The organism is Streptomyces sp. 147326 (genome assembly GCF_045000215.1).
GTDB lineage: Bacteria > Actinomycetota > Actinomycetes > Streptomycetales > Streptomycetaceae > Streptomyces.
Window position 1 is genome coordinate 6,878,127 of the sequence record NZ_CP134201.1, and the last position, 20,477, is coordinate 6,898,603.

The 20,477-nt window shown below is 68.6% G+C and carries 19 protein-coding genes; 15 read left to right on the forward strand and 4 right to left on the reverse strand.

The genetic code is table 11. From position 1 onward, the window contains the following. The first annotated feature begins 84 nt into the window (after positions 1-84). Together RIU97_RS31565 and RIU97_RS31570 are read left to right on the forward strand one after the other, a co-directional pair. The gene (locus RIU97_RS31565; protein ID WP_404960965.1) at positions 85-1,689 is read left to right on the forward strand and encodes an ABC transporter substrate-binding protein; all 1,605 of its coding nucleotides are present in this window, start codon (positions 85-87) and stop codon (positions 1,687-1,689) included. Positions 1,690-1,759: 70 nt separating this feature from the next. After that, entirely contained in the window at positions 1,760-3,343 is a 1,584-nt protein-coding gene (locus tag RIU97_RS31570; RefSeq protein WP_404960966.1) for an ABC transporter substrate-binding protein, read from the forward strand. Between the two features lie 76 nt (positions 3,344-3,419). Here the strand turns inward: RIU97_RS31570 and RIU97_RS31575 are convergent, their stop codons facing one another. Continuing rightward, on the reverse strand, positions 3,420-4,091 hold the full coding sequence (locus tag RIU97_RS31575; protein WP_030722859.1) for a response regulator transcription factor: 672 nt from the start codon (positions 4,089-4,091) through the stop codon (positions 3,420-3,422). Positions 4,092-4,155: 64 nt separating this feature from the next. Continuing rightward, a complete protein-coding gene (locus RIU97_RS31580) occupies positions 4,156-5,049 on the reverse strand; it encodes a RecB family exonuclease (protein ID WP_404963020.1) in 894 nt (297 codons plus the stop codon). 169 nt (positions 5,050-5,218) lie between these two features. Between RIU97_RS31580 and RIU97_RS31585 the strand changes: the two genes are divergently transcribed. The 3 genes from RIU97_RS31585 to RIU97_RS31595 all read left to right on the forward strand — a co-directional run bounded on the left by RIU97_RS31585 (position 5,219) and on the right by RIU97_RS31595 (position 8,156). Beyond that, positions 5,219-6,418 carry a site-2 protease family protein gene (locus tag RIU97_RS31585; protein WP_404960967.1) on the forward strand — a complete coding sequence of 400 codons (1,200 nt, stop codon included), beginning with the start codon at positions 5,219-5,221 and terminating at the stop codon, positions 6,416-6,418. Between the two features lie 18 nt (positions 6,419-6,436). After that, the gene (locus tag RIU97_RS31590; RefSeq protein ID WP_030016358.1) at positions 6,437-7,333 is read left to right on the forward strand and encodes a tRNA (adenine-N1)-methyltransferase; all 897 of its coding nucleotides are present in this window, start codon (positions 6,437-6,439) and stop codon (positions 7,331-7,333) included. Positions 7,334-7,613: 280 nt separating this feature from the next. Beyond that, positions 7,614-8,156, forward strand: a complete 543-nt coding sequence (locus RIU97_RS31595; RefSeq protein ID WP_404963021.1) for a hypothetical protein — start codon at positions 7,614-7,616, stop codon at positions 8,154-8,156. A 4-nt stretch (positions 8,157-8,160) separates the two neighbouring features. On the opposite strand, the gene RIU97_RS31600 is transcribed toward RIU97_RS31595, so the two are convergent. Continuing rightward, a complete protein-coding gene (locus tag RIU97_RS31600) occupies positions 8,161-8,481 on the reverse strand; it encodes a ferredoxin (RefSeq protein WP_404960968.1) in 321 nt (106 codons plus the stop codon). 264 nt (positions 8,482-8,745) lie between these two features. On the opposite strand from RIU97_RS31600, the gene arc reads away from it, so the two are divergent. From arc to prcA, 6 genes are all read left to right on the forward strand, one after another. After that, entirely contained in the window at positions 8,746-10,512 is a 1,767-nt protein-coding gene (gene arc / locus RIU97_RS31605; protein ID WP_319730019.1) for a proteasome ATPase, read from the forward strand. Positions 10,513-10,774: 262 nt separating this feature from the next. Beyond that, entirely contained in the window at positions 10,775-12,286 is a 1,512-nt protein-coding gene (gene dop, locus RIU97_RS31610) for a depupylase/deamidase Dop (RefSeq protein WP_404960969.1), read from the forward strand. A gap of 184 nt (positions 12,287-12,470) precedes the next feature. Continuing rightward, complete coding sequence (locus RIU97_RS31615; protein ID WP_030016348.1) at positions 12,471-12,683, forward strand: ubiquitin-like protein Pup; 213 nt, start codon at positions 12,471-12,473, stop codon at positions 12,681-12,683. Positions 12,684-13,076: 393 nt separating this feature from the next. Beyond that, the gene (locus RIU97_RS31620; RefSeq protein ID WP_404963022.1) at positions 13,077-13,310 is read left to right on the forward strand and encodes an endonuclease VII domain-containing protein; all 234 of its coding nucleotides are present in this window, start codon (positions 13,077-13,079) and stop codon (positions 13,308-13,310) included. Then, a complete protein-coding gene (gene prcB / locus RIU97_RS31625; protein ID WP_030016344.1) occupies positions 13,262-14,101 on the forward strand; it encodes a proteasome subunit beta in 840 nt (279 codons plus the stop codon). Before RIU97_RS31620 ends, prcB begins: the two co-directional genes overlap by 49 nt. 46 nt (positions 14,102-14,147) lie before the next feature. After that, entirely contained in the window at positions 14,148-14,912 is a 765-nt protein-coding gene (gene prcA, locus RIU97_RS31630) for a proteasome subunit alpha (protein ID WP_351295700.1), read from the forward strand. An 81-nt stretch (positions 14,913-14,993) separates the two neighbouring features. On the opposite strand, the gene RIU97_RS31635 is transcribed toward prcA, so the two are convergent. After that, on the reverse strand, positions 14,994-15,992 hold the full coding sequence (locus RIU97_RS31635; RefSeq protein ID WP_404960970.1) for a LacI family DNA-binding transcriptional regulator: 999 nt from the start codon (positions 15,990-15,992) through the stop codon (positions 14,994-14,996). 135 nt (positions 15,993-16,127) lie between these two features. Between RIU97_RS31635 and RIU97_RS31640 the strand changes: the two genes are divergently transcribed. The 4 genes from RIU97_RS31640 (at position 16,128) to RIU97_RS31655 (ending at position 20,369) form a co-directional block, all read left to right on the forward strand. Beyond that, on the forward strand, positions 16,128-17,390 hold the full coding sequence (locus tag RIU97_RS31640) for an MFS transporter (protein WP_404960971.1): 1,263 nt from the start codon (positions 16,128-16,130) through the stop codon (positions 17,388-17,390). Between the two features lie 139 nt (positions 17,391-17,529). After that, positions 17,530-18,891, forward strand: a complete 1,362-nt coding sequence (gene pafA, locus RIU97_RS31645; protein ID WP_030016332.1) for a Pup--protein ligase — start codon at positions 17,530-17,532, stop codon at positions 18,889-18,891. A gap of 115 nt (positions 18,892-19,006) precedes the next feature. Beyond that, positions 19,007-19,948, forward strand: coding sequence for an FKBP-type peptidyl-prolyl cis-trans isomerase (locus RIU97_RS31650; protein WP_404960972.1), 942 nt, complete (start codon positions 19,007-19,009; stop codon positions 19,946-19,948). Between the two features lie 28 nt (positions 19,949-19,976). Continuing rightward, a complete protein-coding gene (locus RIU97_RS31655) occupies positions 19,977-20,369 on the forward strand; it encodes an FKBP-type peptidyl-prolyl cis-trans isomerase (RefSeq protein WP_319730908.1) in 393 nt (130 codons plus the stop codon). Positions 20,370-20,477: the final 108 nt, after the last annotated feature.

Consider the following 20,477-nt stretch of genomic DNA (forward strand, 5'->3'; position numbering starts at 1 on the left):
TCGTTCCGCCCTGAACGGGCGACCGCCGCGAAGTGCCCTTTACGCCGCTTTGAGCAAGTGCCGGTTACAGGGAGTACTTCCAGCATGAACCGCAAGACCATGGTGCTGACGGCCGCGGCCGGACTGCTCACCCCCGTGCTCGCCGCATGCGGCAGCGCGAGCGGCGGAGGAGCAGGATCCGGAGCGATCGTCGTCGGGACCACCGACCGGTTCGAAGCCGCAGACTTCGCTCCCGCCCCCTTCGACCCGGCCTACGCCTACGACGCCGGCGCCTGGAACGTCCTGCGCCAGACCGTCCAGACGCTGATGCACACCCCGCGCGGCGGCGGCCAGCCCGTCCCCGAAGCCGCCTCCGCCTGCCGCTTCACCGACGCCGGCAACGAGAGCTACCGCTGCACCCTGCGCCCCGGCCTCAAGTTCGCCGGCGGTGACCCGCTCACCGCCAAGGACGTCAAGTTCTCCATCGACCGCGTCCTCGCCATCAAGGACGAGAACGGCCCCTCTTCGCTGCTCTCCACCCTCGACAACGTCGAGGTCAAGGGCGCCGACACCGTCGTCTTCCACCTGAAGACCCCGGACGCGACCTTCCCGTACAAGCTCTCCACCCCCGCCGCCGGCATCGTCAGCGAGAAGAACTACGACGCCAAGAAGCTCCGCGAGGGCTTCTCCGTGGACGGCTCCGGCCCGTACACGATGAAGGCCGAAGTCAAGGACAACCGGCTCGTCCGCGCCGTCTTCAGCAAGAACCCGAACTACAAGGGCGACATCAAGCTGCAGAACGACAAGGTCGAACTGCGCACCTTCCCCGACTCCCCGGCCATGGGCAAGGCGCTCACCGACGGGAAGATCCACATGGTCTCCCGCACCCTGTCGCCCGCCCAGATCACCGAGTACTCCGCCCAGCCGCCCAAGGGCGTCAAGCTCGTCCCGATGCCCGGCCTGGAGATCCGCTACCTCGGCTTCAACACCGAGGCCCCGGTCGTCAAGGACAAGGCCGTGCGCCAGGCCCTCGCCGCCGCCGTCGACCGCGGCGCACTGATCTCCAAGGTCTACGGCAAGTCCGCGCAGCCGCTCTACTCGCTGGTCCCCACCACCGTGACCGGCCACGTCAACTCCTTCTACAACAAGTACGGCGAGGCCAACACGGCCAAGGCCGCCGCGCTGCTGAAGGAAGCCGGGATCAAGACCCCGGTCAAGCTGACCCTGCACTACACCAACGACCACTACGGCGACGGCACGGCCGCCGAGTTCGAGGCCCTCAAGGCCCAGCTCAACTCCACCCAGCTCTTCGACATCACCGTCCAGGGCAGCGAGTGGGCCGAATTCCGTCCCGCGCAGAAGAAGGGCGACCACGCCGCCTACGGGCTCGGCTGGTTCCCCGACTACGCGGACGCCGACAACTTCCTCGCTCCGTTCCTGGAGCAGGACAACTTCCTGGGCACGCCGTACGCCAACAACACGGTGCGCACCAGGCTCATCCCCGAATCGCGGCGCGCCGCCGACCGAGGCGTCGCCGTCCCCGCGATCACGGAGATACAGGACATCGTCGCCGAGGACGTACCCGTCCTGCCCCTGTGGCAGGGCAAGCAGTACGTCGCCGCACGCGACGGGATCACCGGAGTGGAGTGGTCGGTCAACGCCATCTCCGACCTCCAGCTGTGGGAGCTCGGCCGCGGCGTAAGCGGCTGAGCAAGGCAACGACCGGCAGCGGGTGTCGCGAGCCGGGCAACGAAACAGTTCGACTGTGAAGGACGTTCGCGTGAATCGACGTAACCAGTGGCTGGCGGCTCCGCTCGGCGCAGCCACCGCCGCCGCGCTGCTCAGCGGTTGCGGTTCGACCGATGGCTCCAATGCCGGCAGCGGCAAGGGCGTGGTCATGGGCATATCCGACAAGGTGAAGTCCACCGACCCGGCCTCGGGCTACGACCCGGGCTCCTGGCTGCTCTTCAACAACGTCTTCCAGTCGCTGCTGAGCTTCCCCAAGGGCGGTACCACCCCCGAGCCCGACGCCGCGCAGTCCTGCGGCTTCGAGGGCGCGGACAGCAAGCTCTACAAGTGCACCCTGCGCGCCGGCCTGAAGTTCAGCAACGGCCACAGCCTCACCTCGAAGGACGTCAAGTTCTCCTTCGAGCGCACGCTGAAGATCAACGACGAGAACGGCCCGGCCGTGATGCTCTCGTCGATCGCCGGCATCGACGCCCCCGACGACAAGACCGTCATCTTCCGCCTCAAGACCTCCGACGCGACCTTCCCCAGCAAGATCGCATCCGGTGCGGGCTCCATCGTCGACCACAGCGAGTACCCGGCGGACAAGCTGCGTACGGACAACAAGACGATCGGCTCCGGCGTCTACAAGCTCGACTCGTTCAGCGACAAGAGCGCCACCTTCTCGGTCAACGACTCCTACACCGGCAAGGCCAAGGCCAAGAACACCGGCGTCACGCTGAAGTTCTTCAACGGCGACCAGAGCGGCCTCAAGAAGGTCCTGGAGAGCGGCGACGTGGACTTCGCGTTCCGCGGCCTCGCCGCCAAGGACATCGCCGCCCTCGCCTCGACCAAGACCGGCGACAACAAGGTCGACGTCGTCCAGGGCACCGGCGCCGAGGTCGAGCACATGGTCTTCAACGTCAACGACCCCGTCGTCGGCAAGCTGCCCGTCCGCAAGGCCATCGCCTACCTCGTGGACCGCGAGGCGCTCGTCCGTGACGTGTACGCGGGCACCGCCACCGCGCTCTACTCCATCGTGCCGACCGGCATCGCCGGCCACACCACCCCGTTCTTCGACCGCTACGGCGGCTCCCCCCAGCCCGAGAAGGCCAAGGCCGCCCTCAAGGCCGCCGGCATCAACGGCAAGGTCAAGCTGACCCTGTACTCCACCCCGTCCCGCTACGGCCCCTCCACCGACCAGCAGTTCGAGGTCATCGCCAAGCAGCTCAACGAGAGCGGCCTCTTCGACGCCGACGTCAAGTCCGTCGAGTTCGAGCAGTACGAGAAGGACATCCAGGACGGCAAGTACGGCATCTACGTGAAGGGCTGGGTCCCCGACTACCCGGACGCCGACAACTTCACGCAGCCGTTCTTCGGCCCGGACAACGTCCTGCACAACAACTACGAGAACAAGGAGATCACCGGGACGATCATCCCGTCGACCTCCGCCAAGTCCGACCGCACCGCGGCCAACACGGACTACAACCGGCTCCAGGACATCGTCGCCGACGAGCTCCCGATCCTCCCCCTCTGGCAGGGCAAGCAGTACGCCGTCACCCGCCAGAACGTGAGCGGCCTCCAGTGGTCCCTCGACGCCTCGACCGTCTTCCGCTTCTGGGAGATCAGCAAGGGCTGACCCCCGACCGGGCCACGCACAACGGGCCGGCAGCCGCACCACGCGGCTGCCGGCCCGTTCGCGTCCCCGACCGCCGCTACTGGGCGCCGGGACGCACCAGACCGCTCTCGTACGCGTACACGGCCGCCTGGACCCGGTCGCGCAGCCCCAGCTTCGTCAGCACGTGCCCCACATGCGTCTTGACCGTCGTCTCGCTCACGAACAGGTCCGCCGCGATCTCCGCGTTCGACAGCCCCCGGGCCACCAGCTTCAACACCTCGACCTCACGCTCGGTCAGCGTCCCCAGCGTGTCCGGGACGCTCTCCTCACCCGACGGCAGATGCCCCGCGTACTTGTCCAGCAGCCGCCGCGTGATGCTCGGCGCGAGCATCGCCTCACCACCCGCCACCACCCGGATCGCCTGCACCAGCTCCGCGGCCGGCGCATCCTTCAGCAGGAACCCGCTCGCCCCCGCCCGCAGCGCCTCCACCACGTACTCGTCCAGATCGAACGTCGTCAGCACCAGCACCTTCGCCGGCCCGTCCCGTCCCGGCCCGGTGATCTGCCGGGTCGCCTCCACCCCGTCCATCCGCGGCATCCGGATGTCCATCAGCACCACATCGGGCTGCAACGCCCGCACCTGGTCCAGCGCCTGCAGACCGTCCCCGGCCTCACCGACCACCGCCAGGTCCTCCTCGGCCTCCAGGATCATCCGGAAGCCGGTGCGCAGAAGTGGCTGGTCGTCGACCAGCAGGACGCGGATGGCCACGGGGTCTACCTCGTATTCGTCGGACGGCTACGGCGAGCCCGTCCATTCTGCCCTGATCCGACGATCATGATTCCGCCGGGCGCTCCGACCCCGGCCGCGGGCCGATCACCAGCGGATACGGCGGGGGAGTCCCCCCGAACTCCGGACACACCGCCTGATGGTCACACCAGCCGCACAGCTTCGTCGGCCGCGGCCGCCACTCACCCGACTCCGTCGCCTCCCGGATCGCCTCCCACAAAGCGAGCAGCTTCCGCTCCACCCGCTCCAGGTCCGCCACCACCGGGTCGTACGTCAACACGTCCCCACTGCCCAGATACACCAGCTGCAGCCGCCGCGGCACCACCTGCTTCAGCCGCCACACCACCAGCGCGTAGAACTTCATCTGGAACAACGCACCCTCGGCATACTCCGGCCGCGGCGCCTTGCCCGTCTTGTAGTCGACGATCCGCACCTCACCCGTCGGCGCCACGTCCACCCGGTCGATGATCCCCCGCAACCGGAGCCCCGACTCCAGCTCCGTCTCCACGAAGAACTCCCGCTCCACCGGCTCCAGCCGCGTCGGGTCCTCCAGCGTGAACCACCGCTCGACCAGCGCCTCCGCCTCCGTCAGCCACCGTGCCAGCCCCGCCCCCTCGTCACCCTCCGGGAACAGCTCCGTCAGCTCCGGCTTCGCCTCCAGCAACCGGTCCCACTGCCCCGGAACCAACGCCTTCGCCCGCGGAGCCGTCCGCTCCGGCGCCGGATGATCGAAGAGCCGCTCCAGCACCGCATGCACCAGCGTTCCGCGGGTAGCCGCAGCACTGGGCTTCTCCGGCAGCTTGTCGATCACCCGGAACCGGTACAACAGGGGGCACTGCATGAAATCGCTCGCCCGCGAAGGGGAGAGCGAAGCGGGCGCCACGGCGCTCGGCGTCGCGGCATCGGCTGCGCCTGGCGCAGCACCGGGGCTCGTCGTCATGGACAAAACCCTACGACCCGCCGCCGACAGCACGCGCATACCATCGACGCCGGACCCCCTCGCACTGCATGATCGGAGCATCACCGCCCGCTTACGCACTGCGGACCACACTGGAAACACCGATCCCCGGGACTCCGTCCGGGGGGACCCCGAGGAACGAAGGACAGCCGTGGCAGACACCGACGAAACCGGCGAGCGCCCGGGCCGGCGCTCCGGACCGGGCGGCGGAATCCTCATGGGCCGCCCCTTCGGCGTACCCGTCTACGTCTCGCCCAGCTGGTTCCTCGTCGCCGCCCTCATCACCTGGGTCTTCGGCGACCAGCTCGACCGCGTCCTGCCCGACCTCGGACCCGTCCGCTACCTCGTCTCCCTCTTCTTCGCCGTCGCCTTCTACGCCTCCGTCCTGGTCCACGAACTCGCGCACACCGTCGCCGCCCTCCGCTTCAAACTCCCCGTGCGCCGCATCCAGCTCCAGTTCTTCGGCGGAGTCTCCGAGATCGAAAAGGAATCCGAGACCCCCGGCCGCGAATTCGTCCTCGCCTTCGTCGGCCCCCTCCTCTCCCTCCTCCTCTCCGGAGCCTTCTACCTCGGCATGAAAGCCGTCGACCCGGCCAGCGTCCCCGGCGTCCTCCTCGCCGGCCTGATGATCTCCAACCTCCTCGTCGCCGCCTTCAACCTGCTCCCCGGCCTCCCCCTCGACGGCGGCCGCATGCTCCGCGCCGTCATCTGGGGCATCACCGGAAAGCCCATGGCCGGCACCGTCGCCGCCGCCTGGGTCGGCCGCGGCCTCGCCATCGCCGTCCTCCTCGGCCTGCCCCTGCTCACCCACACCGGACTCCTCGGCAACCGCACCCAGGAGATCGGCGGCATGGACACCGTCATGGACGCCCTGCTCGCCGCCATCCTCGCCGCCATCATCTGGACCGGAGCCGGCAACAGCCTGCGCATGGCCCGCCTGCGCGAACACCTCCCCGACCTACGCGCCCGCACCCTCACCCGCCGCGCCATCCCCGTCGAGAACGCCACCCCCCTCTCCGAAGCCCTGCGCCGGGCCAACGAAGCGGGAGCACGCGCCCTCGTCGTCGTCGACGGCCACGGCGACCCCACCGCCATCGTCCGCGAGAGCGCCATCGCCTCCGTACCCGAACACCGCCGCCCCTGGGTCGCCGTCAGCACCCTCGCCCAGGACCTCACCGACGGCATGAAGGTTTCCGCGGAACTCACCGGCGAAGAACTCCTCGAGCGCCTCCGCGCCAACCCCGCCACCGAGTACCTCGTCCTCGAACCCGGCGGCGCCATCTACGGCGTCCTGTCCACCCTCGACGTCGAAAAGGCCTTCGTGAAGGCCATGGCACGGCCCCAGTCCTGAAGCCAATACACTGGTCACATGTCCGAACCGACCGGTGCCGCCCGCCGACGCGGGCCCTTCGAGGTCGGGGACCAGGTTCAGCTCACCGACCCCAAGGGCCGCCACTACACGTTCACGCTCGAAGCCGGGAAGAATTTCCACACCCACAAGGGTTCCTTCCCCCACGACGAGCTGATCGGTGCCCCCGAGGGCAGTGTTGTCCGTACCACGGGCAACGTCGCCTACCTCGCGCTGCGTCCCCTGCTCCCCGACTATGTCCTGTCCATGCCCCGCGGCGCCGCCGTGGTCTACCCGAAGGACGCCGGCCAGATCCTGGCCTTCGCCGACATCTTCCCCGGCGCCCGCGTCGTGGAAGCAGGTGTCGGCTCCGGCTCCCTGAGCAGCTTCCTGCTGCGCGCCATCGGCGACCAGGGCATGCTCCACAGCTACGAGCGCCGCGCGGACTTCGCCGAGATCGCCACCGCCAACGTGGAACGCTACTTCGGCGGCCCCCACCCGGCCTGGCAGCTGACCGTCGGCGACCTCCAGGACAACCTGTCCGACACGGACGTCGACCGCGTCATCCTCGACATGCTCGCCCCCTGGGAATGCCTGGAGGCCGTCTCCAAGGCCCTGGTGCCCGGCGGCATCCTCTGCTGCTACGTGGCCACCACCACCCAGCTCTCCAAGACCGTCGAGTCCATCCGCGAGATCGGCTGCTTCGCCGAACCGCAGCCCTGGGAATCGATGATCCGCAACTGGCACGTCGAAGGCCTGGCCGTCCGCCCGGACCACCGCATGATCGGCCACACCGGCTTCCTCGTCACCGCCCGCCGCCTCGCGGACGGCGTCGAGCCCCCCATGCGCCGCCGCCGCCCCGCCAAGGGCGCCTACGGCGAGGACTACGACGGGCCCGGCAGCGACCGCTCCGCGTAACCGCACCGCCGACCCAACACGAAGGCGCTGTGGCGCAGTTCCCCCGGCCGACCGGGAACTGCGCCACAGCGCCTTTTCGTTGTCCCTCCGCCGACCCGATCCGGTCCTGCCCGCGCGCGGTCACAGCGCACCGGATCCAACGGGACCGGACCCGGCCGTTCCACCTCCGTGTGAGGTATGGCACGATGCTGGCTCCCCGTCACCCTTCGCACAGGAGACACCCCGCGTGCTGCACAGCCCCGCCGAGCTGACGCCGACCCCGGACACCCTGGCGCACAGCATGGCCAGGCCGCTCCACTGGCTCGCCACGGCCACCGCCATGGCCGCCGTCATAGCCACCGCGGGACTCGTACAGCCGGCCACCGGCACCCCCGCCGCCACGCCGGACCCCACCGCGAACGGCCCCCGGGCCGCCGCTCCCGACGCCGCGGCCGTCACCTACCCCCTCGACTGCAAGGGCGCCCCGCAGACCGTCACGGCCACCGCCCAGGGCGACCTCGACGGTGACGGCCGCCCCGAGACCGTGGCCGCCGTCCGCTGCGAAGCCGGCTCGGGCACCCCGCCCCACGCGATCTACGTCCTCGTCCAGGACCGCACCGAAGGCGCCCGCCCCCGCGTCGTCGCCACGCTCCTCGACCCCGGACAACGCCAGACCGCCACGGAACTCACCGTGCGCGACCACGCCGTCACCGCGAGCCTCCTCGGCTACTCCGCACCCGAGGTGCCGCGCTGCTGCCCCGACAAGAAGCAGCTCGCCAAGTGGCGCTGGAGCGACGGAAAATTCCGCCAGGAGCTGACGGACTCAGCCGTCAGAAGTGTTTGAAGCGTCACTCCGCGTCAGGGCCGAAGACTTCCACCCTGTCCGAAACGCGCCTTACGTGAATACAGTCCCCCGGACATTCCTTCGCCGAGTCCACCACGTCCTGGAGCAGCGTCAGCGGAACCGGAGTGCTCGCCCCCGCCTCCTGCAGCAGCTCGTCCTCGGGGCTCTTCACGTACGCCAGACCATCAATGTCCAGCTCGAACACCTCGGGCGCGTACTGCGCGCAGATGCCGTCCCCGGTGCAGAGGTCCTGGTCGATCCAGACCTCAAGCGGCCCGCCGGCCTCACCGGCCGCGCCCGTCGGAGCCTCGTGCTGCACGGTCATATCTCCTGCCGTTCCCTGCGCTGAGTGATCCATCCCGGTCACAACCCGCAGCAAGTCGCGCGAGCCCTGACGGGTGTTGAACAGTTCGACCTTACAACCGGCCGCTTCCCGAGTTTGATGGGTGGGTATTTCCTTGGCGTGAGGGAGTACGCAAGGGTGAAGATCGGACACACCTCTACCGTCTTTGTGATCTAGGGGTTTCAATCACCACCAGCCCAGGTAGGGTCAGGAAGCGTCCAGCTCCCCTTGGAGGAGGTGAGGACCGTGGCAGCCCACGACGACGACATCAACCGCGGCATCCGGCCCGGGCGAGGGTCTGAGGACCCCGCCGGCCAGGTTGCCTATCTCGAGCAGGAAATCGCCGTCCTGCGACGTAAGCTCGCCGACTCTCCGCGACACACGAGGATTCTCGAAGAGCGGATCGTCGAGCTGCAGACAAATCTTGCCGGCGTATCCGCACAGAACGAACGACTCGCGAATACCCTCCGTGAGGCCCGGGACCAGATCGTGGCCCTCAAGGAAGAAGTCGACCGGCTCGCACAGCCGCCGGCCGGTTTCGGTGTCTTCCTGCAAGCCAACGAGGACGGCACCGTCGACATCTTCACCGGAGGCCGAAAGCTCCGCGTGAACGTCAGCCCCAGCGTCGACCCGGAAGACCTCCGGCGCGGCCAGGAGGTCATGCTCAACGAGGCCCTCAACGTGGTCGAGGCCATGGAATTCGAGCGGGCCGGGGACATCGTCACCCTCAAGGAGATCCTCGAGGACGGCGAGCGCGCCCTGGTCGTCGGGCACACCGACGAGGAAAGGGTGGTGAGGCTCGCCGAGCCGCTCCTGGACATCACCATCCGCCCCGGCGACGCCCTCCTGCTCGAACCCCGCTCCGGCTACGTCTACGAGGTCGTCCCCAAGAGCGAGGTCGAAGAACTCGTCCTCGAAGAGGTCCCCGACATCGACTACGACAAGATCGGCGGCCTGGGCGACCAGATCGAGCTGATCCGCGACGCGGTCGAGCTCCCGTACCTCTACCCGGACCTCTTCAAGGAACACGAACTGCGCCCGCCCAAGGGCATCCTGCTCTACGGCCCGCCCGGCTGCGGCAAGACGCTCATCGCCAAGGCCGTGGCCAACTCCCTTGCCAAGAAGGTCGCCGAGGTGACCGGCCAGCCCGCCGGGAAGTCCTACTTCCTGAACATCAAGGGCCCCGAACTCCTCAACAAGTACGTCGGCGAGACCGAGCGGCACATCCGCCTCGTCTTCCAGCGTGCCCGGGAGAAGGCGAGCGAGGGCACCCCCGTCATCGTCTTCTTCGACGAGATGGAATCCCTCTTCCGCACCCGCGGATCCGGAGTCAGCTCGGACGTGGAGAACACCATCGTCCCCCAGCTGCTCGCCGAGATCGACGGCGTGGAAGGCCTGGAGAACGTCATCGTCATCGGCGCCTCCAACCGCGAGGACATGATCGACCCGGCCATCCTGCGCCCCGGCCGCCTCGACGTGAAGATCAAGATCGAGCGCCCGGACGCCGAGGCCGCGAAGGACATCTTCGCGAAGTACCTCAAGGCCTCGCTGCCCCTGCACACGGACGACCTGTCCGAACACCAGGGCTCCAAGGACGGCACCGTCCACAGCATGATCCAGACCGTCGTCGAGCAGATGTACGCCGAAACCGAGGAGAACCGCTTCCTCGAGGTCACGTACGCCAACGGCGACAAGGAAGTCCTCTACTTCAAGGACTTCAACTCGGGCGCGATGATCCAGAACATCGTGGACCGTGCGAAGAAGATGGCGATCAAGGCCTTCCTCGAGCACAACCAGAAGGGCCTCCGGGTCTCCCACCTCCTCCAGGCGTGCGTGGACGAGTTCAAGGAGAATGAGGACCTGCCCAACACCACCAACCCGGACGACTGGGCCCGAATCTCCGGAAAGAAGGGAGAGCGGATCGTATTCATCCGCACCCTCGTCACCGGAAAGCAAGGCGCGGACACCGGACGCTCCATCGACACGGTGGCGAACACCGGTCAGTACCTCTGACGCGGAGCGGCTGCGGATGCCCTCCCCGGGCGTCCGCAGCCGACTGCTTTACCCGACCGCTTTACCGGCCGCTTTTCAGCCGGTGAAAGGGCGGATTCAATGACGGAAATGATCTCCCCACGAGCGCGCAGTGGTTCTAGGCTCTTCCGTACCGCCGGACGCGCAGTGCGGGGACGGGCACCGCACAGGCACACGCACCGGAGCACCAGCGGTACTTGAGCGCCGCTCCCGAAGGGGAGCGCCGCCGGGCAAGGAGGGCCGCATGACCGTACGGCGAGTAATGGGGATCGAGACGGAGTACGGGATCTCCGTCCCGGGGCACCCGAACGCCAATGCCATGCTCACCTCGTCCCAGATCGTCAACGCCTACGCGGCGGCGATGCACCGGGCGCGACGCGCCCGCTGGGACTTCGAGGAGGAGAATCCGCTGCGGGACGCCCGCGGCTTCGACCTCGCCCGCGAGGCCGCCGACAACAGCCAGCTCACCGACGAGGACATCGGCCTCGCCAACGTCATCCTCACCAACGGCGCACGGCTCTACGTCGACCACGCGCACCCCGAATACAGCTCGCCGGAGATCACCAACCCCCTCGACGCCGTGCTCTGGGACAAGGCCGGCGAGCGGATCATGGCCGAGGCCGCCGTACGGGCCGCCCAGCTGCCCGGCGCCCAGCCGATCCACCTCTACAAGAACAACACCGACAACAAGGGCGCCTCCTACGGCACGCACGAGAACTACCTGATGAAGCGGGAGACCCCCTTCTCGGAGATCGTGCGCCACCTGACCCCCTTCTTCGTCTCCCGGCAGGTCGTGACCGGCGCCGGCCGCGTCGGCATCGGCCAGGACGGCCGCGAACACGGCTTCCAGATCAGCCAGCGCGCGGACTACTTCGAGGTCGAGGTCGGCCTGGAGACCACCCTGAAGCGGCCCATCATCAACACCCGGGACGAGCCGCACTCCGACGCCGAGAAGTACCGCCGCCTGCACGTGATCATCGGCGACGCGAACCTCTCCGAGATCTCCACGTACCTGAAGCTCGGCACGACCGCACTTGTCCTGTCCATGATCGAAGACGGGTTCATCAACGTCGACCTCGCCGTCGACCAGCCCGTGCGCACCCTCCACCAGGTCTCCCACGACCCCGACCTGAAGCACCTCATCACGCTGCGCAGCGGCCGGACACTGACCGCGGTGCAACTGCAGATGGAGTACTTCGAGCTGGCCCGCAAGCACGTGGAGGAGCGTTTCGGCTCCGACGCGGACGAGCAGACCAAGGACGTGCTGGTCCGCTGGGAGGACGTGCTGGGCCGGCTGGAGAGCGACCCGATGAGCCTGTCGGGCGAGCTGGACTGGATCGCCAAGCGGGAGATCCTGGAGGGCTACCGGCGCCGGGACGGGCTGGGCTGGGACGCGGCGCGGCTGCACCTGGTCGACCTCCAGTACTCGGACGTACGGCCCGAGAAGGGCCTCTACAACCGCCTGGTGGCCCGGGGCAAGATGAAGCGCCTGGTGGAGGAGCCCGCCGTCGAGCGGGCCCAGAGCAAGCCCCCGGAGGACACCCGGGCCTACTTCCGCGGCCGCTGCCTCGAGCAGTACGCGGACGACGTGGCCGCGGCCTCCTGGGACTCGGTGATCTTCGACCTCCCCGGCCGGGACTCGCTGCAGCGGGTCCCGACGCTGGAACCCCTGCGGGGGACCCGGAACCACGTCAAGGAGCTCCTGGACCGCTGTCGCACGGCGGAGGACCTGGTGCGGGTGCTTTCGGGGCAGTGAGCGGTGCCATGGGGGCCTGAAAGGGCCCCGGTCCGGGAATCATGAGGAGAACCGGACGTTGTGAAAGTGCGGGGACGAATGTCGGACCCTCCTAGTAAGGTCCGACATAGGGTCTGATCTTGAGAGATCCCGAATCCCGGGGTCTCTCGACGTGAGCGTGCGAACCGAGCGGGGTGAGGTAGACATGGCGACCAAGGACACCGGCGGCGGACAGCAGAAGGCGACGCGCTCGACCGAGGAGGTCGAGGAGGCTGCGGTCGAAGAATCGACCGACCTCAAGGAGCGCCAGGAAAAGCTCTCCGACGACGTCGACTCCGTACTTGACGAGATTGACGATGTACTCGAAGAGAACGCCGAGGATTTCGTGAGGTCCTTCGTTCAGAAGGGTGGCCAATAAGGCCATTTGACCTTCGAATCGAAGGCGGGCGCGGGGTAGTTGTCCGAGGGTACGAAGCGGTGTTCGCGATGCAAGCAGGACAGGCCGCGGGCGGAATATGCGGGCAACCGTTCTACGGTCGACGGCTTACAGGCGTACTGCCCCACGTGCTGGGCGGAGTACTACAAGGCGCGCCAAGAGGCGAAAGGGCGGACGGTACGGGTGAAGGTGGCCGTGCCGTCCGGCCACAAACGGTGTCCTCAGTGCGAGGAGATCAAGCCGCATTCCGAATGGGAGCCGAACAAAACCACCTCGGACGGATGGTCCAGTTACTGCCGTTCGTGCCGGGCGCAACGCAACAGGGCTAGCTACTTCAAGCGCAAGTACGGCATCACCGAGGCTCAGCGGGACGAGATGATCGCGACTCAAGGCGGTGTCTGCGTGATCTGCAGAGTGGGCTCGGCTGAGCATGTTGATCACGATCATCAGACGGGTAAGGTCCGAGGCGTACTGTGCTTCAGCTGCAACGCAGCCCTGGGGCAGTTCAAGGATCGGCCGGACGTCATGAGGCGTGCAGCCGCTTACGTGGAAGGAAACCTGTGGAACCCAACACTCGTAGCACAGGGCGTCTACCGGCAGCCTTCCTGACGCCGGGGTCGTCGTCCTTCATGGACTTCCTGGGCGCGCACTCGCCCGAGATGCTGCCCGGCAACCGCAAGCTGCCGGAGGGCGTGATCGAGGCGCCGCACGGGACGACCATCGTGGCCGCCACCTTCCCCGGCGGGGTCGTCCTCGCCGGTGACCGGCGGGCGACCATGGGGAACATGATCGCGCAGCGGGACATCGAGAAGGTGTTCCCGGCGGACGAGTACTCCGCCGTCGGCATCGCCGGTACGGCCGGCCTGGCCGTGGAGATGGTCAAGCTGTTCCAGCTGGAGCTGGAGCACTTCGAGAAGGTGGAGGGGACGACCCTGTCCCTGGAGGGCAAGGCCAACCGGCTCTCCACCATGATCCGGAGCAATCTGGGCATGGCGATGCAGGGGCTGGCGGTCGTGCCGCTGTTCGCGGGGTACGACGAGGCCAAGGAGAAGGGCCGGATCTTCTCCTACGACGTGACCGGCGGCCGTTCCGAGGAGCACGGGTACGCCGCCACCGGCTCCGGTTCGATCTTCGCCCGAGGATCCATGAAGAAGCTCTTCCGCCCCGATCTGACGGAGGAGCAGGCCACCACGCTGGTCGTGCAGGCGTTGTACGACGCGGCTGACGACGACTCGGCCACCGGTGGCCCGGACCTGTACCGGCACATCTATCCGATCGTCACCGTCATCACCGACGAGGGCTTCCGGAGGCTGACCGACGACGAGTCGCAGGAGCTCGCCCGTACGGTCACCAACCGTCGTCTGGAGCAGCCCGACGGCCCGCGCGCCGCCCTGCTCTGACCATCCGTCGCCCCTCAGGAGCCCAGAAGAAAGGGACGGAAAGCCGGTGTCGACTCCGTTCTATGTGTCACCCCAGCAGGCCATGGCCGACCGGGCGGAATACGCCCGGAAGGGCATCGCCCGCGGTCGCAGCCTTGTCGTGCTGCAGTACGCCGACGGCATCGTGTTCGTCGGCGAGAACCCGTCCCGTGCGCTGCACAAGTTCAGCGAGATCTACGACCGGATCGGCTTCGCGGCCGCCGGCAAGTACAACGAGTACGAGAACCTGCGGATCGGTGGTGTGCGGTACGCGGATCTGCGCGGGTACACCTATGACCGCGACGATGTGACGGCCCGTGGGCTGGCGAACGTGTACGCGCAGACGCTCGGCACGATCTTCTCCAGTGCGGGTGAGAAGCCGTACGAGGTGGAGCTGGTGGTCGCCGAGGTCGGTGCGACTGCGGCCGGGGACCAGATCTACCGGCTGCCGCACGACGGGTCGATCGTGGACGAGCACGGTTCGGTCGCGGTCGGTGGCAACGCCGAGCAGATCAGTACCTTCCTCGATCAGCGTCACCAGGACGGGATGACCCTGTCCGAGGCGTTGAAGCTGGCGGTGCAGGCGCTGTCCAGCCAGGCGAACGGTGCGGACAAGGCGATTCCGGCCGAGCGGCTGGAGGTGGCCGTGCTGGACCGTACGCGGGCGCAGCAGCGCAAGTTCAAGCGGATCCGGGGCCGGCAGCTGTCGCGGCTGCTGGAGGCGGATGTGCCGGCGGCCGCGCAGGCGGATGCCGTGTCGAACGACGAGGCGCCGGAGGACGACGCCGAGTAGTCCGGTGGTGCGAGGGCCCCGGTTCACCGTTTCGGTGGGCCGGGGCTTCGTCGTGTCCGGCCCCGCCCGGCTCCCGTCGGGTCAGGAGGTGGGGGCGGGTCCGGTGGAGTCGCGGACGACGAGGCGGACGGGGATGTCGGGGGCGGTCCAGGGGGTGCCTTCGAGGACGGCGAGGAGGGCGGTCATGCCCTGCTCGCCGACGCGTTCGGCGGGGAGGTGGACGGTGGTGAGTTCGGGTTCGACGGCGGTGGCGAGGGCCAGGTCGTCGAAGCCGGTGACGGAGAGGTCCTCGGGGATGCGCAGGCCGAGGCGGCGGGCGGCCTTGCAGGCGCCGGCGGCGAGGATGTCGTCGTCGCAGACGATGGCGGTGGGCCTGCCCTGGGGGGTGGCGAGGGCGGTCTCCATGGCGGTGCGGGCGCCGTCGACGGTGAGGGGGGACCGTACGGTGCGCAGTTCGGTTCCGGGGCCCAGGAGGGTGGCCAGGGCTTCGGCGCGGGTGTCGAAGGTCCAGGAGTCGACGGCTGAGGCGAGGTGGAGGAAGCGGCGGTGGCCGTGGGTGAGGAGGTGTTCGGTGATCTGGCGCATGCCGTCGGCCATGGCGAGGTTGACGTGGGCGGCGGCGGTGCCGGCGGCGGGGTCGCTGTCGAGCATGACGAGGGGGAGGGTGTCGCCGCCGATGGCGTCGAGGGCGTCGGCGGCCATGGAGGAGGCGATGACTCCGTCGAGGGCGGCGCGGGCGGAGGCGAAGGGGTCGCGGGCGGGGCCGGTGCCGTCGGGGGAGGGGTAGAGGACGACGCCGAAGCCGTGTTCGGCGGCGATGCGGGCGGCGCCGGTGTAGACGCGGGCGAAGAATTCGTTGGTGAGGGCGGGGACGACGAGGAGGGCGGTGCGGGTGGAGCCGAGGCGGAGGTTGCGGGCGGCGAGGTTGGGGCGGTAGCCGAGGCGGGTGGCGGTTTCGCGGACGAGGGCGGCGGTGCGTTCGGAGACGCGGCCGGGCCATTTGTCGCCGAGGACGAGGGAGACGGTGGCCTGGGAGACCCCGGCGGCGGTGGCCACGTCGCGGCTGGTGGGTCTCGTCACAGGTGGCTCCTGAAGTGCGAGGTCGGGGGTGGTGTCGGGGTCCGTGGGGTGGACCCGCGGACTGCGGCCATGGTACGTATGACGGGTCACGTTATACGTATTACCCCGGCGGGATCCGGGCAGAAGGGGGCCGACATGGCCGCGGGATACGCGGAGCTGCTGCGGACCCGGCACGCCGCGAGGCTGCTGGTGGGCACGCTCATAGGGCGGCTGCCGAACGCGACGGCGCCGATCGCGATCGTGCTGTTCACGCGCGCCGAGGGTGGCAGCTACAGCCTCGCGGGAGCCCTCGCCGCCGCGTACGGGGTGGCCAACGCGGTGGGCCAGCCGTTGCTGGGCCGGGCGGTGGACCTGTTCGGGCAGCCGCGGGTGCAGCTGCCGGCCGCCGTGGTCTCGGCGCTGGGCGTGGTGTGGCTGGCGCTGGCGGGCACGGGGTCGGCGGTGGCCGCGTATCCCGCGGTGGTCGTCGCGGGGCTCTTCACGCCGCCCCTGGAGGGCGGGCTGCGGGCGCTGTGGCCGGGCGTACTGGGGGGCCGTGAGGAGAAGGTGCACGCGGCGTACGCGATGGACGCGGTGGCCCAGGAGGTCATGTTCACGGTCGGTCCGCTCCTGGTGACGCTGTTCGTGGCGCTGTGGTCGCCGGCCGGGGCGCTGCTGGCGCTCAATGCGATCGGGGTGCTGGGTGCGCTGTCGGTGGTGGTGAGCGAGCCTTCGCGCAGGTGGCGTTCGGCGCCGCGGGAGGCCCACTGGCTGGGTGCGCTGCGTTCGCGGGGGCTGCTGGCGCTGCTGGGTGCCTTCTTCTTCGTGGGGACGGCGCTGGGTTCGATCACGGTGGCGGGTGTGGCGTACGCGGACGATCACGGGAACCAGGCGGTGTACGGGTGGCTGATGGCTGCGCTCGGGCTGGGTGCGCTGATCGGCGGGGTGACGTACGGGGCGCGTCAGTGGGCGGGTGCGCCGGAGCGCCGGCTGCTGATGCTGCTGGCGCTGCTGGCGCTGGGCTATCTGCCGCTGATGCTGACCCCGGGGCCGGTGGCGATGACGGCGCTGGCGGCGCTGTCGGGGGTGTTCCTGGCGCCTGCGCTGGCGTGTGCGTTCATCGTGGTGGACCGGCATGCGCCGGCGGGCACGGTGACGGAGGCGTTCTCGTGGCTGGTGACCTTCTTCGGGGTGGGTGCGGCGATCGGTACGGCGGCGGCGGGGCCGGCGGTGGAACTGGGCGGTACGGCGGCGAGCTTCGGGGTGGCGTCCGTGGCGGGTGCGGCTGCGCTGCTGGTGCTGATGGCCACTCAGCGGGTGATGGCAACTGCCGGGCCGAGCCGCGCGGTGGCGGGTTCGCCTGACGGGGTGTCCGGTGGCGTGCGCGAGGGGGCGTCAGAGGCCTCCTCGGCGGGGTGATCCGGGGGCGCCACACCGGTCGGCGAGCCGGTGCGGGGGCCTGTTCGACGGCGAGTCGGCGGGCCCGCTGCGGGGAACTGATCGAAACGGCGCTCCCGAACCCGGTTTCAGAAGAGGGCAGAAGGCGTAATGTTCAGTCATGGACCGCCGCATTTTCGGGCTGGAGAACGAGTACGGCGTCACGTGCACGTTCAGGGGACAGCGCCGACTGTCTCCTGACGAAGTGGCGCGCTACCTCTTCCGCCGTGTTGTGTCATGGGGCCGCAGCAGCAATGTCTTCCTGCGGAACGGCGCCCGCCTGTACCTCGATGTGGGTTCGCATCCGGAATATGCAACTCCCGAATGCGACAACGTGACCGAACTGGTCACCCACGACAAAGCAGGCGAGCGCATTCTCGAAGGACTGCTCGTCGACGCCGAACGCCGCCTGCACGAGGAGGGAATCGCGGGCGACGTCTATCTCTTCAAGAACAACACCGACTCGGCGGGCAACTCGTACGGCTGCCACGAGAACTACCTGGTGGCCCGGCACGGGGAATTCTCCCGCCTGGCGGACATTCTCATTCCGTTCCTTGTCACGCGGCAGCTGATCTGCGGCGCCGGCAAGGTGCTGCAGACGCCCCGGGGCGCGGTCTACTGCGTGAGCCAGCGGGCCGAGCACATCTGGGAGGGTGTCAGTTCCGCCACGACCCGTTCGCGGCCGATCATCAACACCCGGGACGAGCCGCACGCGGATGCCGAGCGCTACCGCCGGCTGCACGTCATCGTGGGTGACTCGAACATGTCCGAGACGACCATGCTGCTCAAGGTCGGGGCCACCGATCTCGTGCTGCGCATGATCGAGGCGGGCACGGTGATGCGGGACCTGACCCTGGAGAACCCGATCCGGGCGATCCGCGAGGTCAGTCACGACATCACGGGTCAGCGCAAGGTGCGTCTGGCGAGCGGCCGGGAGGCCTCGGCGCTGGAGATCCAGCGGGAGTACTACGACAAGGCGGTGGACTTCGCCGAGCGGCGGGGGATCCGTACCGGTGTGGTGGACCAGGTGCTGGAGCTGTGGGGCCGCACGCTGGACGCGATCGACGCGGAGGATCTGGACCGGATCGGGACCGAGATCGACTGGGTCATGAAGTACCAGCTGATCGAGCGGTACCGGGCCAAGCACAACATGACCATGTCGAATCCGCGGGTGGCTCAGATAGACCTCGCGTATCACGACATCCACCGCCGGCGCGGGCTGTACTACCTGCTGGAGCGCAAGGGGCAGGCGGCGCGGATCTGCAACGACCTCAAGATCTTCGAGGGCAAGTCGGTGCCCCCGCAGACGACGAGGGCGCGGCTGCGCGGGGACTTCATCCGGCGGGCGCAGGAGCAGCGGCGGGACTTCACGGTCGACTGGGTGCACCTGAAGCTCAATGACCAGGCGCAGCGGACGGTGCTGTGCAAGGACCCGTTCCGGTCGGTGGACGACCGGGTGGAGAAGCTGATCGCCGGCATGTAGGCCCGCAATGTGACATCGCACTCCTTACCGGGGCCCCGTACGTCTCTCGTACGGGGCCCTGCGCACGGCTTAGAGTGGCGGGCGACCGCCTTGCCGTCTGAGATCTGAGGAACCCGTGCGCCGACTTGCCGGCCTGCTTGTCGTACCCCTTCTGCTGCTGACGACAGCAGCGTGTGGCGACGACAGCGGCTCCGACTCCGCCCAGATGAAGAACGGGGCGCCCGCGATCACCAAGGGTGCCAAGTTCGGGGAGACGCCCACCCTGTCGCAGGGGAAGGGCGCGCCGCCCAAGGAGCTGAAGGTGGTGACCATCAGCGAGGGCACCGGGCAGGTGCTGAAGAAGAACGACATCGCGCAGGTCAACTACCTCGGCCAGGTGTGGGACGGCAAGGAGCCGTTCGACCAGAGCTTCGGCCGGCCCGCGCCGTTCGACCTGACCATCGGTGCCGGCGCCGTCATCAAGGGCTGGGACCAGGGCCTGGAGGGTCAGAAGGTCGGCAGCCGTGTCGAGCTCGTGATCCCGCCGGACCTCGGTTACGGGGCCCAGGGCTCGGAGCCGAAGATCAAGCCGAACGCCACGCTGGTCTTCGTCGTGGACATCGTCAAGGGCGCCACCGTCCCGGCCTCGGCCACGGGCAAGGAAGTCGCCCAGGAGAACAAGGACCTGCCCAAGGTCGGCACGAACACGGACGGCAACGAGGTCTCCGTGACCGTCCCGAAGGACACCGCCGAGCCGGCCAAGCTGGTCTCGAACTACGTCCTGGAGGGTGACGGCGCGGTGGTCAAGGACACCGACTCCGTCGTCGTGAAGTTCAACGGCAAGACGTGGAAGGACGACAAGTCCTTCGAAAGCACGTACACCTCCGGCCAGACGGTCACGTGGCCGCTGAAGGAGCTTTCGGTCGCGGGCCTGAAGGACGGCCTGATCGGCAAGAAGGTCGGCAGCCGCATCCTGCTGGTCATCCCGCCGGACCAGGCCTTCGGTGACAAGGAGCAGGGCACCATCCCGGCGAAGTCGACGCTGGTCTTCAGCCTCGACATCCTCGCCGTGATGTAAGACTGTTCCGGTTGACCGTTTCGTACGTATGAGGAGCAGTTCCGTGAGCGACAAGCTCGAGAAGCCCGAGATCGACTTCCCCGAGGGCGAAGCCCCGAAGGACCTCGTCATCGAGGACATCTGGGAGGGCGACGGCGCCGAGGCCAAGGCCGGTGCCATGGTCTCCGTCCACTACGTGGGCGTGGCCTTCTCCACCGGCGAGGAGTTCGACGCTTCGTGGAACCGCGGTTCCGCGCTGCAGTTCCCGCTCGGTGCCGGCCGCGTCATCGCGGGCTGGGACCAGGGCATCGCGGGCATGAAGGTCGGCGGCCGTCGCAAGCTGACGATCCCGGCCCACCTCGCCTACGGTGACCGCGGCGCGGGCGGTGCGATCGCCCCGGGCGAGACGCTGATCTTCGTCTGTGACCTGATGGCCGCCTGATACACCGGCAGTCACTCCGAGGGCCCCCGCCGTGAGGCGGGGGCCCTCGCTTTTGTCCGGGACCGCCGGGGCGGTACGGTCAACGGTCACGAGTGTGTCGAGAACGGG